Below are 16,376 nucleotides of genomic sequence, written 5' to 3'. Positions count from 1 at the left end.
TATTAGATCTCGGAATTACCGTTACAAAAGAATTTCCTAATGCTCTTCCCGGTTGTTTTTTTCTTGCAGAGTCCATTTTTTATGCAATTATGAGGGTGGGAGAGGCGATCGGAAGACTATTTCCGACGTTTAGATAAACCGATCCGTTGATTTTGGGGCTGCTTGCTTCTCAGCGGTCGTCGCTTGCGAAAATCCAGTTTCTTACATGTTGCCTGATGTCACGGGCGGCAGGAATTTCTGTCGCCGATGTTACCGCGTTGCAGGAGGACAGTTTCATGGTTGCGATCGTTACCGACAAGGCCGCCGGTGGTTCTCAGACCGTGTCGCTCGATAAACTTGATATCGAAAAACCGAGCATCGTGCGGATTCGCGCGGATAAAAATGAGGTCTCCGACTTCGTGCGCGACGGTGACGATCTCCTTCTTCGGATGCGTTCCGGCGAGACCATCCGCATCGGACACTTTTTCCGCGAGATGGATGGTGAGCACAGCGAGCTGGTGCTGGAGGATGAAAATGGCAACCTCTGGCTGGGTGAGCATAGCGACGGCTTGGCTGACTTTCGTTTTTCACAAATAGAGGGCGTAGATCAACTGGTTGGCGCCGCTACAAGTGACGGCTCCGTCCTCGGTCTTGTCGCTCTGGGCCTGCTGGCTGGCGGGGGAGCCCTCGCTCTTGGAGGATCGTCCAGCGATGACGATGACGGTGATGCTGACGCTGACGCCGACGCAGATGCGGACGCTGACGCGGATGCTGATGCCGACGCCGATGCGGATGCTGACGCGGATGCCGATGCGGATGCAGATGCTGATGCCGACGCTGACGCCGATGCCGATGCCGATGCGGATGCCGACGCTGATGCGGATGCTGACGCCGACGCTGATGCCGATGCCGACGCTGACGCAGATGCCGACGCGGATGCGGATGCCGATGCAGATGCCGACGCCGATGCCGATGCCGACGCTGACGCAGATGCCGACGCGGATGCGGATGCCGATGCAGATGCCGACGCCGATGCGGATGCCGACGCTGATGCCGATGCCGACGCTGACGCAGATGCCGACGCGGATGCGGATGCCGATGCAGATGCCGACGCTGATGCCGATGCCGACGCTGACGCCGATGCCGACGCGGATGCGGATGCCGATGCAGATGCCGACGCTGATGCCGATGCCGACGCTGACGCAGATGCCGACGCGGATGCGGATGCCGATGCAGATGCCGACGCCGACGCGGATGCCGATGCGGATGCTGACGCCGACGCTGACGCCGATGCCGATGCCGATGCAGATGCGGATGCCGATGCAGATGCCGACGCGGATGCCGATGCAGATGCAGATGCGGATGCGGATGCCGATGCAGATGCCGACGCCGACGCGGATGCCGACGCGGACGCCGATGCGGATGCTGATGCCGACGCGGATGCGGATGCCGACGCGGACGCCGATGCGGATGCTGATGCCGACGCGGACGCCGATGCGGATGCTGATGCTGATGCCGATGCCGACGCGGATGCAGATGCCGATGCGGATGCTGACGCCGACGCTGACGCCGATGCGGATGCTGATGCCGATGCGGATGCCGACGCTGACGCCGATGCAGATGCGGATGCCGATGCAGATGCCGACGCCGACGCGGATGCCGACGCGGACGCCGATGCGGATGCTGATGCCGACGCGGATGCGGATGCGGATGCGGATGCGGATGCGGATGCCGACGCGGACGCCGATGCTGATGCCGACGCGGACGCCGATGCGGATGCTGATGCTGATGCCGATGCCGACGCGGATGCAGATGCGGACGCCGACGCGGACGCAGATGCCGATGCGGACGCCGACGCGGATGCGGATGCGGATGCGGATGCCGACGCGGATGCGGATGCGGATGCGGATGCCGACGCTGACGCCGATGCGGATGCCGATGCGGACGCCGATGCGGATGCCGATGCGGATGCTGATGCCGATGCGGATGCCGACGCCGACGCGGATGCGGATGCTGATGCCGACGCGGATGCGGATGCTGATGCTGATGCCGACGCGGATGCGGATGCTGATGCTGATGCCGACGCGGATGCCGATGCGGACGCCGATGCGGATGCCGATGCGGATGCGGATGCCGATGCGGATGCCGACGCCGACGCGGATGCGGATGCTGATGCCGACGCGGATGCGGATGCTGATGCTGATGCCGACGCGGATGCCGATGCTGATGCTGATGCCGACGCGGATGCCGATGCGGACGCCGATGCGGATGCCGACGCGGACGCAGATGCCGATGCGGACGCCGATGCGGATGCAGATGCCGACGCGGATGCGGATGCGGATGCGGATGCGGACGCGGATGCCGATGCGGATGCGGATGCCGACGCCGACGCGGATGCGGATGCTGATGCCGACGCGGATGCGGATGCGGATGCGGATGCTGATGCCGACGCGGATGCGGATGCGGATGCGGATGCTGATGCCGACGCGGATGCCGACGCGGATGCGGATGCCGATGCGGATGCCGACGCGGATGCCGATGCGGATGCGGATGCTGACGCAGATCTCGAGCCCACGGACGACGTGGCCTCAGCTGAAGTGAATCTCTTGCCGACAGTGACGGAAAATGTTCCGCTTGGAAGCGACACCTACCTCGCTGTCGTCAGCCTTGCAGGTCTCGATCTTCAGCTATTTGCAGATACAGTCGAATTTGACGTGGAGACCGGTCACAAACAGGATCTCAATTTCGATTTCAGTGGAATACTCGGGGCTGGCGTTCTCGGCGACTATAGTCTTGTCGTGCAAAAGTGGGACGCCGCAACGCAGCAATGGACAAGCATTGACGGTGGAGGACCTGCCACGATCCTATCACTGTCACTTTTTGGCGGAACAAGCGGCACCGTACCGGGACTTGATCCGGGAGAGTACCGCGCATTCATGGGATTTACGGGCCTGCTCGGCGTAGGAGTTGGTGGCACATTAACCCTTGATGGCACCGACTATAATTTTACTGAAGTTGGAGGTTATGAAGCTGTCGAGGTGAGCGGCAACGTCATCGATAATGATGACGTACCGGCCGGAACAACAGTTCAAAGCGTCGACAGCCAGACTGTTGATCAGGATGGGACTACTGTACAAGGCGATTTCGGCGAGCTTCTGATCCTAGCCGATGGCACCTATACCTACACGCCGTTCGCGAATGGAGCGGGAATCGGCAAGGTCGACAGGTTCGAATACACGGTAGTGGATGCAGACGGCAATATTGGCACTGCCACCCTTTATGTCCAGATTGGCAGCGACAATGTGACTATGACCTGGAGTGACACCGACCCGAGCCTTCCAGCGACGTTCGAATTTGCCGCGACGGGCGATAGCGCAAACGCTTCGGTCGTTTGGGACAATGTCACGGACGACAATTTCTATACCACCACCGGTTCCACATTGCTCTCAGGGGGCCTGGGGCAGACGAGCACCTATATCAGCAGCAGCTTCGTCATTACTGATAGTATGGAGGTCTCTGGCAGCATTAGCGTTTCCGTCTTGCTTGCTGCGCTGTCGAATGGGGCGCTCCATCTCGAACGAGAAACGACACCAGGCAGCTGGCAGCAGGTGGCAACCGATTCCTTCAATATCATTGTTGGAGGTCTCGGCACCGTGGCATCGATCGACCTCTCTGAACTTGATCTGGCTGCCGGCACGTACCGTGTCCGCTCCACTTTGAGTGGCACGTTGGTAAACGTCTCGGCGACCATAACGACTGATATCGATGTGACATATACGGACCAATATGAAGTCGGGACTGCGACCGGTGATAGCGGCAACCTGCTTGCCAATGACGATCTGGGCTCCACTTTCACGAAGTTCCAAATATTTGACGGAACGAGCTTCGTTGATGTGACGGATGCCAGAACGATCGATGGCGAATATGGTACACTGACCATCAATGCGGATGGCAGCTACAGCTACGCGCTGAACCCGGATCTCGCGCATTTCAATACGCCGCAAACCGACACGTTTGAATATCAGCTGATCCATCCTTCAGGAGTGGCTGAGCAATCCTCGCTGGTCGTGACCGTGGATCCCTCCGGCGCGGGCGTGCCGGATCAGGCCATGATGTTCGTAGCCGAAGACATATCCGGTCTTGATACCATCGACGTTACGGCAAGCGACGACCCGCCCGCATCAAATTCGGACAATGACGACCGGCTCTCTCAACTGATTGAGGACGATACGGAGGAACTGACGGTACCGCTCGATGATCTGGCTGCCCTCAGCGAACCTGAGGACGGTGACGCCGATCTGAGTTCAACAGAAGAGCGGACGGATATATTCGAGATGCCCGAGCCGGTGGAACTGCCTGTCGATCCATTCGGGCACCTGGTGGCCCAGGATGAACTGAACCCCACGCAGTCGACTGTAGTCTGAACGATCCAAGGCCGGCATGGGGGCATCAATGCCCTCATGTCGTCACAAAGGAATATCCATGCCCCTTTCCGACATGACGACGGAACAATGGCCTGATCCTAATGCTGCCCGCACTGATTTTGCGAGCTGGAGCGAGGCCCTCCAATATGTGGCACGTCATTATGGTGTGCCGTTCTCGCCCGGCGGGGCACAACAACTCGCCGAAGGACTTCAGGCGATCGAGACATATGATTGGCTTGCGCGCCTGGCAAGCAAAATGGGCCTGCAGATAAAACAGGCAGCCCCGACACCGCGCCTACTCAGCAGCTGGCGATTACCGGTTATCGTAAAGCTCTCGGACGGTGCCGTGGGCGTCGTAACGGGTCTTTCTGCGAGGAAGGACGCGTCCATCGTGCTGAGCGGAGAAGGCAGCGTTGCAACGGTCTTGCCGCTAGACGTTCTGCTGTCGCAGACCGAATTCATCATCCTGGCGCGGCCGCAACGCGGAACCGTCGATGAGCGGGTCGACGGTTACATTGCCCCTTACCGGGAACATTGGTTCCGTTCGATCGCATTTCGCGACTTCGGCTCCTATGGTCATGTCATGCTGGCATCACTTGTTGCCAACATTCTGGCGCTGGCCGGCGTGATGTTCTCAATGCAGGTTTATGACCGGGTGGTGCCGGCCAAGTCCTTCAACACGCTTTATGTCTTGTTCATCGGTGTGCTGATGGCCGTGTTCTTCGACTTTATCATGCGCCGTCTGCGCACCCGCATCATCGACATCATCGGCAAGCGCACAGACATGCGAATCTCCGATCTGGTTTTCGGCCATGCGCTCCGGGTAAAGAACCAGGAACGGCCCACCTCAACTGGCACATTCATTGCCCAGTTGCGCGACCTGGAGCAGGTGCGCGAACTTTTGACCTCCACCACAGTGTCAGCAATTGCCGACCTTCCATTCTTCATCCTGTTCCTCTTCATCTTCTGGCTGATTGGCGGACCGATTGTGATCATCCCGGTTGCGGCACTGTTGCTTCTAATCTTGCCGGGCCTGTTGGCACAGCGCAGGCTGCGTGCTGCCGCCAGTGAGGCAATGCGGGAATCCTCACTGCGCAATGCCATGCTCGTCGAAGCCGTTCAGGGCATAGAGGACATCAAGACACTACAGGCTGAGGATCACTTTCAGCAGCGCTGGAACCATTACAATGCCGTGTCTGCTGACGGACAGCTTCGCCTGCGCGCCATTACCAATGGTCTTGCCGCGTGGAGCCATACAGTGCAAACTGGAACATTCGCCGCCGTGGTCTTCGTCGGCGCGCCGATTGTCATGGAAGGCAACATGACCACGGGCTCCCTCGTTGCCTGCTCCATTTTAGGCTCCCGCATGATGGCGCCCATGGCGCAACTGACACAAATCCTCGGTCGATTTCAGCAGGCTAAAGTCGGGTTGAAGAGCATCGATGCCATTCTGCGCATGCCTTCGGATCATCCCGACAACGAGACACGAGTAAGTGTCTCCACCCTGCGTGGCGCCTACAGGATCAAGGGTGCTGCTTTTCACTACGGTAAGGGTACAGGCCGGCCGGCGCTTGCCATCGGTGACCTGACAATTGCCGCTGGTGAAAAAGTTGCCGTTCTGGGCAAAAACGGCGCGGGCAAATCGACCCTTCTCCTTGCTATGGCGGGCATGGTTGACCCGGCAGCCGGTGAATTGCTGATCGATGACCTTGCACTTTCACAGATCGACCCTTCCGATCTCCGTCGCAATGTAGGGCTGTTGACGCAGGATATGCGCCTGTTTCACGGCACGATCCGTGAAAACGTCACCCTAGGCGCATTGCACGCACCCGAACCATTGCTTCTTGAGGCACTTTCGATGACGGGAGCGGATGATTTCGTGCGAAAGTTCCCGCGTGGTCTCGACCACCCGATCCTTGAAGGTGGAAGAGGCCTATCAGGCGGACAGAAGCAGGCATTGCTATTGGCACGCCTTCTCATTCGTGACCCATCCGTCGTCCTGCTTGATGAGCCCACCGCAGCAATGGATGAAGCGACCGAGCGTGAGTTCATAAAACGCTTGCGATCCTGGAGTGCGGAGCGAACGGTCGTCGTCGCAACGCACCGCATGCGCGTTCTTGAACTTGTTCAGCGCATCGTCGTTGTAGAGAGCGGGCAAATTGTTCTCGATAGTAGCAAGGAGGAGGTTCTCAACACCCTACGTGGTGTCAAAAAAACTGTGGCGCCGAACGGCGTGCGCCGAAAAATGTCGGAAGCGAAGCCCGCAGCGGCGGTCAACAGCTTTCCATTTAAGACGACACAGGAGGTGTAAATGGCGGCATTCAGCGAACGCGATTTCTCCAGGCACGGCGGTTGGGCATTCGGCGACGATGACGGTCGAAACCTCACCCGGTCCACACGCGTCGTGCAACTTTTCGTCGCTCTTCTGGTGGCTATGCTCGTCTGGGCCTATTTCGCAACGCTCGATGAGGTCTCAACCGGCGATGGCCGTGTTATCCCCACCAGCCGCGAACAGGTCATACAATCACTGGAGGGGGGTATTGTCGCAACGCTTCATGTGCGCGAGGACCAGGTGGTCGAGCCCGGCCAGATTCTCGCGCAGCTTGATCCCACAAGAAGCGAATCCGATGTTGAGGAAAGTGCCGCAAAATATCGTGCCACGCTCGCTGCCGCGGCGCGGCTTGAAGCTGAAGTCAATGGCACGCCACTGACTTTCCCCGCGGCGCTGAACGCTTATCCCGAACTGACTGGATCGGAGACTGAACTTTACACGGCGCGACGGCACGCGCTGGAGGAGTCGCTGCGCTGGATCGAGGAATCCCTTTCGCTTGTCGCAAGTGAACTGAAACTCAACGAAGAACTGAGGTCCATCGGGGCGGCCAGCAATGTCGAGGTCATCCGGCTACGAAGGCAGATCGTTGAACTCGAACTCAAGAAGGTCGAGATCAAGTCTGAATATCTCGTGAAGGCGCGCGAGGAACTGACGAAGGCGAATGCGGAGGTGAATTCGCTCTCCCCGGTGGTGACCGGCCGGGCGGATAGTCTTGCTCGCCTGACACACCGTTCACCGGTACGCGGCATCGTCAAGAACATAGAGGTGTCGACAATCGGCGGTGTTGTCCCGCCCAACGGCAAGCTCATGGACATCATCCCGCTGGGTGATGAGCTTCTCATCGAGGCACGCATATCGCCACGCGACATCGCCTATATCCATCCGGGCCAGCGCGCGAGCGTCAAGATCAGCGCTTACGACTACGCCGTCTATGGCAGTCTCGACGGCAAAGTCACGACAATTTCGCCCGACACGATACAGGATGAAGTCGACCGGGAGATTTACTACTATCGCGTATTCATCAAGACCGAGAAGGACGCGCTGGTCAACGCCGCCGGTCGTGAGTTTCCGATAGTGCCGGGCATGGTCGCGAACGTCGATATTCATACGGGTGAAAAGACCGTACTGGAATATCTCGTCAAGCCTTTCAACAAGGCCCGGGAGGCATTGCGTGAACGTTGAGGCAAGAGTGGACCTGGCAAGGAAACCACGGGACATAAAACAGCGGCTTTCGAGTATTCGGACCTTTCTGCGCGGCCGGGTCCGCCCACTGGCACAGCCGCTGCCATCCGTGACGTTGTTCTTTTCGGTATCCGATGGTGACAAGCGCGCCCGTGTCATTAATGCGTCAGGGCCATCGCTTGAGTCGGCATGGCAGCAGGGAGTAACCAGTCTGTTCGCCGCCATGGCCTCCGAAAACATTGAGGGGCGTTGGCTCCGTGTCGATTGGGTAGAGATTGCCGAACAGACGACATGGCCTCAGCTGCGCGCACTGCTCGGCAAAGTGAAGCGTAACTATTTTCGCTTTGGCATCGCGCTGGATCCGGCATTCCGCCATGCCTTCACGGAACAGGAGCTGAACGCAAATGCGATGCTCTATGGCGGCAACACCATCACCAATGCCGTGCTGAACGAGAAGAATTTCAACATTTATGCTCGCGCTCGCTATGAAGATCTGCCAGCTCTCAGCTTTTCGCAAGACAAAGCGATCTTTCTCTTTTCGACAAAAGGTGTCTTCTGCGATGAAGCCGATAGGCTCCACGCAATTGAGGGAATGGGCATTGAAGCCGGACGCCGGACAATCGACAGGCTGGACGGCGGGGTGGTACTGTCACTTATTCGTGACTCCTCTAGGTATCTTGCACGACAGGTCGAAGCAGACGGATTCTTTGTCTACGGTTACCATGCCTGTTTCGACCGACGCATAGAGGCCTATAACGCCTTGCGGCACGCGAGCACGACCTATGCCATGATCGAGGCCTGGGAAGTCACCCATGACGCGCAGCTGAAAAATGCGATCGAACGCGCGCTCGTCGCTCTCGAGGCCAGGCTGATCAAGCCCACCGTCCTTCCGGATGGCACGCAAGCTGCGTTCCTCGTTGAGGCCGACGGTGAAATCAAGCTTGGCGGCAACGCCGTTGCGCTACTCGCCCTGACGAAATACATGGCGGCCACCGGTAAAACAGAATGGAGGGGACTTGCAGACCAGCTCGCTCTCGGCATCCGCCACATGCAGAATCCGCAGACCGGCGCCTTCGTGCATGTCCTTCATTATCCCGGTCTTGCCATCAAACAAAAATATCGCACCATCTATTACGAAGGCGAGGCAGCCTTCGGTCTCATACGACTCTACGACCTGACCGGCGATGAGAGGTGGCTAGAAACCGTTGAGCGGGCATTCAATCACTTCATCGCCCGCGATCACTGGAAACATCACGATCACTGGCTCGGCTATTGCGTCAATGAACTGACGCGTCACAGGCCCGAGGAGCGCTACTTCCGTTTTGCCATCCGCAACATCGCTGACTATCTCGATTTCGTGGAGAACCGGATCACCACCTTCCCGACATTGCTCGAATTGATGATGGCCGCACGCCAGACGCTGTCGCGGATTGCTGCCGAACCCAAATTGCACGGCCTACTGAGTGACATCGATTTGGTGCATTTCGAAAGGGCGCTTGAGAAACGCGCCCACCATCTGCTTAACGGCCATTTCTGGCCGGAAATGGCGATGTATTATCGCAAGCCCGACCGTATCGCCGGCTCATTCTTCATCCGTCACCATGCGTTCCGGGTGCGGATAGACGATGTCGAGCACTACCTTTCCGGCCTCGTTGCTTATCGCAGCTATCTTAGAGAGCGGGCAGCTTTCCGCGAACTTGTACGCCAACATGCCGCATCTGACAGGCTCCGTGTCGCCAGATTATCGAAGTCAAAGGTCATTCCTGGTGGCAGGCAGTGGAATGCGGCGCATATCGCTGCCGCGACGGGCGGCACCTGGGTTCGTCAACCGCCCCACGGCTGGACTGCAAAGGGTCTTTGCACCTACGCACCTGCGATGCAACCTGAAGACATGGTCGTCTTGCGTGGCAATGAGGATGCAACAGGCGTGCCGCTGAATGCACTGATCAATCGGGCAAAACCGGCAGGTTTCATGACAACAGAACCGGATCTTGCCAGTGGCCAGCAGGGGCCGGTGCTGAAGGTTGCGGACAATATGCAAGCCGTTCTGGCGATGGGCGACTATGCGCGCAGCCGGATGACTGGCAGTGTGTTGGCCGTGACCGGTAGTGCCGGTAAGACGACAGTTGTCGCCATGCTTGCCCACGCGCTTTCGGCTTGGGGCAATGTCGCCAAAAGCAACCATAATGCGAACCTGCCCGCCGGCGTGGCGTGGAACCTTGCTTCCATCCCGTGGGAGACTCCACATGTGGTGCTGGAACTCGCCATCGGCAAAATGGCCATAAGTGCCCGTATGGCGCGTCCGAAAGTCGCTATTTTTACCAATGTTCTACCTGCCCACCTAGGCGAAAAAAGCACGGTTACCGACATCGCACGGACCAAAAGCGCAATATTTCTGGGCATGGAGCCGGGCGACACGGCTGTCCTCAACCGCGATATGCTTGAATGGGACACGGTGCATGATGCGGCTTCTCGGCGAAAGCTTGAGATTGTCACCTACGGCACCTCGGAGGAATGCATGTGCCAGCTGCTGCGCTATGACGCGGCAAGCCGGCACGCTCATGCGCGGATCAGGAACCGGGAGGTCAGCTTCTTGATCGGCGCGGCCGGGTCTCACATGGCGCTGAACGGCCTGGCCGTTCTCGCAGCGATCTCCGTACTCGGTCACCCACTCGAACCAGCGATCGCCCAACTGGAAAGTTTCGCGGCTCTGCCGGGACGCGGTGAAGAAATTCACCTCTTGCTTGACGGACGCCGGCTCACCGTGATCGACGATGCCTATAACGCCAATCCGGGTTCGATGCGCGCTGCTCTGGCCCGCCTGGGTGATCACATAGGTGGGCGGCGGATTGCTGTTTTGGGAGAGATGGCGGAACTTGGCCCCGGCGGGGCCGCCTACCATACCGAGCTCGCAGCCTTTATACAGGACCGGTCGATCGATGAGGTGTATGTTACGGGTGACCTTTATAGCGACTTCTGGAAAGCGCTTTCGCCGTCCTCGCGTGGTCTCTATGCCGAATCTCGTCAGGCACTGAAGGAAATTCTTCGTGAGCGTCTGGTAGACGGGGACACGGTTCTTTTCAAGGGCTCGCACAGCACAGGAATGCACGAACTGGTAGAATGGTTGAAGAATAACGCCGACCGCAGCACCCTCACATAGGCCAGTTTGCACGCGGCCAAAGCGAACCGCTATTTGAATTGTTCAAGTTCCATTTCATGCACGGCACGACGGATTTCGACCGGGGACTTGCCTCGAGCGATCAGGGCAGCAGCGAGGCGACCGTGATATGCCAGAATATGGCGTTGGCGGTCCGTCGCCTGAACGTAGACGTGGTGTGGCTCAAAGCCTGCGGCGCGCAGGCGCCTGACATAAAAGAGCTGACTGAAAAATGGTACGGTACGATCTTCCGGATCGGACAGAATATAGATCTCTGGCCGATGATCGGCCGGAATACGGTCGATTTCATCAACGGGATCGTAAAATTCTGATGAATTGTAAAGCAGTTTGCCAGGAACCCGCCGCCGCCGCTCCCAGAAGGCGGATACCTGCTTTACCGAAACCAGACCGGAGGTGATAACGGCTGCCGAGATGTCCCTGCGCCGGTTCATGAGGGCGGCAACAATCTGTCCGCCTGCGGAATGACCCGCAAGGATGAAAGTTGATACCTTATGCCTTTCTCTGATCAGGTCGAGCGCGCGATCCATCAGCGCAATTTCGCGCAGATGGCGACGTTTGTTATGGTCGCCAGAAGAACCATATATGCCCGGGCGGGCAATGAAGATTGCGGGATAGCCGGCTTGTAGCGCCCAATCCGCCATTTCTGCTGCTATCGTGGCAGGTGACTGGCGCAGATAGGAATCTGATATGAAACGCACGCCTTTGGAATTGCGCAACATCACGTCGCCACCGAAATAAACCAGGGTCGTCTGGTTTTGGCCATCTACCAGCGCCTGCGGATAATACCGAATGCAATCGCCCTTGCCGTCGACTTCGATCCACAGACCGTGAGGGACGGCGGAGCATGATCTTGCCGATGCGTAAGACCCGTTCAGAGCCTCAAAGGGGCTGAAGTTCTCGTCGTTCTTGAAAATGGTCAGTTCACGCGGCTTTGGGAGTTCGAAAGGACCAAGTCTTGGTGCATCGGCCAGCGCGGATTGCGATGCCCCGGGAATAGCGAGCGCGAGCAAAACCCAACGCGCGATCCACCAGGAAAGCCTGGGCTCTTGCCTGTTCATGGCTTCACTCCGTACGTCGTCGCGTTCGTATTATTAGGAACAGTCACCAATGTTAGAGCTCCGCCAGCAATCCTTGCATCATTTTGCCAAAAACATGCCGATACGTCACCTCCTTGATTACCGCGCACGCCGAGGCGCGATCGACGATCTGGATCGAGACAAGCTACCCTGCTTCATCTTCACAATGCTCACCATCGCGTGATGTCGATCGCGGCCCAGCAAAAGAAATTCCAACCGCACGAAGCGCCGTAAAATGCCATGCCTACTCGACTCAGCTTGGAGCGCGGATTCCGTGGAAGTCGGCGTGTGGATGACATTGATTGCCGACGCGATTTGAGGTTGCGCAGCGTAACGTTCTTCTCGAGGTGGGATAAGCTGTCTATAAATCCGGAGTAATTCGAAGCACCAGCCTCATGCAACGCTCAGGAAGGACAACCCTAAGGCGAATCCACAAAATATGAAAACTAATCGTTGACGCGACGACTTCTGTCCGTTATACATAAATCATCGATCTTTTGCTTGCCGAGCTTTGTCTACCGCGCGATTGGCACCGCGCTTTAAGCGAACTTCCATTTCAAAAATAGTCGGTTTCCTCGCTGCGCAGCATCAGCTTCGCGGTCCTACACTCTATGCTTTGAAAGGGTTCAACATGACCACTGGCACAGTAAAATGGTTTAATTCCACCAAAGGCTTCGGCTTCATCCAGCCCGACAATGGCGGCGCTGATGCGTTCGTTCATATCTCCGCTGTCGAGCGCGCCGGAATGCGCGAGCTCGTTGAAGGCCAGAAGATCGGCTTCGAACTCGAGCGCGACAACAAGTCGGGCAAGATGTCTGCTACCAATCTGCAGGCCGCATAAATCAAGATTTGCTTCCCTTTGACCACGGATGTACTGGCACTGTCGGAAGCTGCTTCATTAAGGTCAGGCGTTTTGCCTGGCCTTTTTCGTTTCGGTTTCAAGCCGAACCAATTGAGATTGCAAGAGCAGAAAAACAAAGTGGATCCGCCTTGCAGACGACGATCTGCTTCACCGGCATCCAGATGTTATTTTCTGTCAAAAGCAACCTTGCGGTAGTGTCGGAATACGGCGCCCACGCCCCGTAGACCGAATGGCTGCCAGCGGCACGTCTCGCCAAGAAGGCAGGGCACTGCTCCATCAGTCCGGTCATAAAACGCGCCAAAACGCGATGATCTCTCTTCCACTCATTATCAGGATATCCATGAAGAACGCCCGAAACAATGACGTCGCCGACCGTCGCGCCGCATCTACCGAAGCCAAAGCTGCTCTGCTCAATGCGTACCGCGCGGCAAAGACCGCTTTAGAACCTTCCAGGCTGGCAAGACAGGCAGAACGAGCAGCCATTGCCACAGCTCGAGAAGAGCGACGTCTTCAACGCGAGCGCACGAAGCTTGAGGAACAGCAGCGTATCGAGACCGACGCTTTGGAGCGCCAGGCAGCGATTGAGGCGGTCGCAGTCGCAGAAATCGAAGCGCGGGAGAGTGCCGAAAAGGCACGTATAGCCCGGGTCATTGAAGATGAGACGATGCGAAAGGCTGAACGCGACCGGCGCTACGCTAACCGCAAGGCAAGACAAGCCTAACCTTGCCCTTGCACGCCGACCCCACAACATGACGGCGTCATGCTGGTGACACTCTAACGAAAGCGGCCCCATGGCACCGGATAATAACGAGCTCCAGGCAATCAACACGTCGTGGCAAATCGCTATCCAGGAAATCCTGCGCATGGTCATTCGCGACATGTACCATGACGGTGGAGAAGCGAATTTCAAGGCCCATATAAAACGTATTGAAGAAGCTGCGGTCGACAGCATCCACTCCGATCTGCGACTTCGAGGAACCGACGAGTGGACTGAAGTGCTTGTAAAGGAACGGGCGAGCAACTTCGTGACGACATTGCTGACGTCCTTCACTTACGACCGTGCCTGACCCCTGGACATCGGTTTCAACGAGGAACCGAGCCGATTTCCAAGGAGAAGTGCGCAACCTCCGAGTACGATTATCTGATCAGGGTTTGGTTGAGTGATTGGCTTTTTCTCCTTTCTCTGTGCCAGGGTGGCCGAGCTTGCCTTAAAGCTGAAACTGATGTGCCCGGTATTCCATATCAGTGGATCGAGCTCTCGGCTCCGTGAGAGCTAACAGTTTATTCAATCACGGTCTGTTCGATCATTTTGCCCATGCGGATCTGAGCGCGACTGGTGGCCGGCCAACTCGCCGCACTATCAGCGAGCATTGAGGCAACGCAGCGAGCCACTTGCGTCGACCAGTAGACCAAGTGGAAAGACGTTGGCGTCGATTGACGCGTCAACGACCTGTTCAAGGCTACCTGCAAGGGCGCACGGACAAATCGCTGACAGCATGCGGACCTACCGGGTGTTTTAAAAGCAATGCTTGTCCCACGGTCGCGGCATGACGGTTATCTGCTAACCGCATTAGCCGCTATGCGACTAAGAACGCGGTTACTTCATCGGCCAAGCCAGCGAGAAAAGTGTGTCGATCTGGATGAGGTTCCGGGACATTTGGTGGCAATTCGTCCATGTATGTGAAATGGCCGGCATCGGGATCAACTTGGAGCGCCACAGATGCCTGGGCGGTTAGAACATCCATGAGAAAACGAGACTGGGCCGGGGGCGTGATTGTGTCCTTGGCTCCCACCCATATTTTCATCGGCATCTTGATACGGTCAAGCGCACCTGGTCGGCGGAAGAAGTCCGTTGGCGGAGCCAAGACGGCCAGTCGCTCGAGGCGTGGCGTGGAGCCTGTAATCAGTTGCTGCCCATCAAGGGTTTCGCCCTCGGCACCTTGAAGGGCGAGCATGGCCGTAGCTCCAATGGAATGCCCGATACCCACGATGGGGAGATTGCTGGAGGTGCAATCGTCTATAGATGCTTCGAGCCTGCGGATGCGCATGTCCAACTCGGCCTTGGTCGGGGCGATTGAGGTCAGCATTTCAAAGTGTGGTGCGATGACCGTGCAATTCCCGTTAGCTAAGGTCTGCAGCAAATGACGGTGGCGTGACGGATTACCGCCACGACCGACTGCGAACAAAGCAATGAACTTCGGGTTCTTGGCCTCGACCCGAGTAATGGTAAAGGATTCCAACTCATTGGATACGATGTCGATATTGGATTCAATTTCCATATTTTCTCTCAATCATCAGAATAAGTTTATCATCGTCTTCCGCGATAAACGAAACCAACGTATCTCATTCATTGAAGTCCTGACCAGTCAGCGATTCAACGTTGCTTTTTGGAGGCCGTTTGAACCAGAGCGACTTCATCGAAACAGATTGGTGCATTCTGATGGGTCTGTGAACGCTGGTGCCCCAGGAGAAAAAAGAGCGGGCGCGGCCCGCTCCCGTCCAAGGATTTAGACCTGGGCTTGGCCACCATCGGCAAACAGTTCGGCGCCGTTGACGAAGCTCGCATCGTCGGAGGCGAGGAAAAGGGTCGCCTTGGCGATTTCGTCGGGCTCACCGACGCGACCGAGCGGAATACGGGAAGCTAGGTAGTCGATCAGACCCTGCTGCTGCTCCTTGTCATCACCAGCAAGCTCCACGAGTCCGGGCGTGCGCGTTGCTCCGGGGGACACGACGTTGACGCGGATGCCAGTGCCCTTGAGATCGAGAGCCCAGGAGCGGGCGAGGTTGCGGACGGCCGCTTTGGAGGCTGAGTAGACCGAGAATGCGGCCGTGCCTTCTGTGCCGGCGGTCGAACCCGTTAGAACGATCGACGAACCCCGACCCATCAGTGGCAGAGCCTTTTGAACAGTGAAGATGACCGCCTTCACATTGCGAGTGAACGTGTTGTCAACCTGCTCTTCGGTGATTTCGCCGAGGGGAAGCATGCTGCCGCCGCCGGCGTTGACGACCAGGACATCAAGGCGTCCCTGTTGCGACTTCACCTGGGCGAAGACTTCGTCGAGTTCGTCGTTCTTTGCCGAGTCCGCCTGTATGCCGACGGCGCCGTGGCCGATCGCTGCGACGGCCTCGTCCAGAGCGTCCTTGCGGCGACCCGTAATGTAGACCCGGGCTCCTTCGGCTGCGAAAAGTCTGGCGGTCGACAGGCCGATGCCGCTCGTTGCACCGGTCACGATTGCAATCTTATTTGCTAGTCTCTTGGTCATTTTATTCTCCTAAGGCTGGGCGCGCGAAAGGGTCAGTCCGAATTCGCGGCCTGTTGACGGTCTAAAGCTATGCGGGAGGT

Annotated in this window: 10 protein-coding genes; 7 read left to right on the top strand and 3 right to left on the bottom strand. The window is 57.6% G+C overall.

Translation table 11 applies throughout. The annotated features are described in order from the left end of the window. Positions 1–275 precede the first annotated feature (275 nt). The 4 genes from QE432_RS26055 to QE432_RS26040 all read left to right on the top strand — a co-directional run bounded on the left by QE432_RS26055 (position 276) and on the right by QE432_RS26040 (position 11,077). A complete protein-coding gene (locus QE432_RS26055; protein ID WP_306627412.1) occupies positions 276–4,403 on the top strand; it encodes a BapA/Bap/LapF family large adhesin in 4,128 nt (1,375 codons plus the stop codon). 58 nt (positions 4,404–4,461) lie between these two features. Then, positions 4,462–6,714, top strand: coding sequence for a type I secretion system permease/ATPase (locus tag QE432_RS26050; RefSeq protein WP_306627411.1), 2,253 nt, complete (start codon positions 4,462–4,464; stop codon positions 6,712–6,714). Then, positions 6,715–7,917, top strand: a complete 1,203-nt coding sequence (locus QE432_RS26045) for an HlyD family efflux transporter periplasmic adaptor subunit (protein ID WP_080802228.1) — start codon at positions 6,715–6,717, stop codon at positions 7,915–7,917. A gap of 223 nt (positions 7,918–8,140) precedes the next feature. After that, positions 8,141–11,077, top strand: coding sequence for a Mur ligase family protein (locus tag QE432_RS26040; protein WP_306627409.1), 2,937 nt, complete (start codon positions 8,141–8,143; stop codon positions 11,075–11,077). A 29-nt stretch (positions 11,078–11,106) separates the two neighbouring features. Here the strand turns inward: QE432_RS26040 and QE432_RS26035 are convergent, their stop codons facing one another. Further along, complete coding sequence (locus QE432_RS26035; RefSeq protein WP_306627407.1) at positions 11,107–12,153, bottom strand: alpha/beta hydrolase family protein; 1,047 nt, start codon at positions 12,151–12,153, stop codon at positions 11,107–11,109. Between the two features lie 649 nt (positions 12,154–12,802). Between QE432_RS26035 and QE432_RS26030 the strand changes: the two genes are divergently transcribed. From QE432_RS26030 to QE432_RS26020, 3 genes are all read left to right on the top strand, one after another. Continuing rightward, positions 12,803–13,012: a cold-shock protein gene (locus QE432_RS26030; protein WP_003519318.1), complete on the top strand. Its 210-nt coding sequence runs from the start codon at positions 12,803–12,805 to the stop codon at positions 13,010–13,012. Between the two features lie 361 nt (positions 13,013–13,373). Then, positions 13,374–13,754 (top strand): DUF6481 family protein, encoded by a 381-nt coding sequence (locus QE432_RS26025; RefSeq protein ID WP_003519316.1) that lies wholly within the window; start codon positions 13,374–13,376, stop codon positions 13,752–13,754. Positions 13,755–13,824: 70 nt separating this feature from the next. Then, entirely contained in the window at positions 13,825–14,100 is a 276-nt protein-coding gene (locus QE432_RS26020) for a hypothetical protein (RefSeq protein ID WP_003519315.1), read from the top strand. 510 nt (positions 14,101–14,610) lie between these two features. On the opposite strand, the gene QE432_RS26015 is transcribed toward QE432_RS26020, so the two are convergent. Continuing rightward, the gene (locus QE432_RS26015; RefSeq protein WP_112154682.1) at positions 14,611–15,312 is read right to left on the bottom strand and encodes an alpha/beta hydrolase; all 702 of its coding nucleotides are present in this window, start codon (positions 15,310–15,312) and stop codon (positions 14,611–14,613) included. A gap of 228 nt (positions 15,313–15,540) precedes the next feature. Next, positions 15,541–16,296 carry an SDR family NAD(P)-dependent oxidoreductase gene (locus QE432_RS26010; RefSeq protein WP_306627404.1) on the bottom strand — a complete coding sequence of 252 codons (756 nt, stop codon included), beginning with the start codon at positions 16,294–16,296 and terminating at the stop codon, positions 15,541–15,543. Positions 16,297–16,376 lie beyond the last annotated feature (80 nt).

It is taken from the genome of Agrobacterium sp. SORGH_AS_0745, from assembly GCF_030818995.1.
Classification (GTDB): Bacteria; Pseudomonadota; Alphaproteobacteria; order Rhizobiales; family Rhizobiaceae; genus Agrobacterium; species Agrobacterium tumefaciens.
The sequence above is the reverse complement of the archived record's forward strand: the minus strand, read 5'-3'. Positions and strand labels throughout refer to the sequence as shown.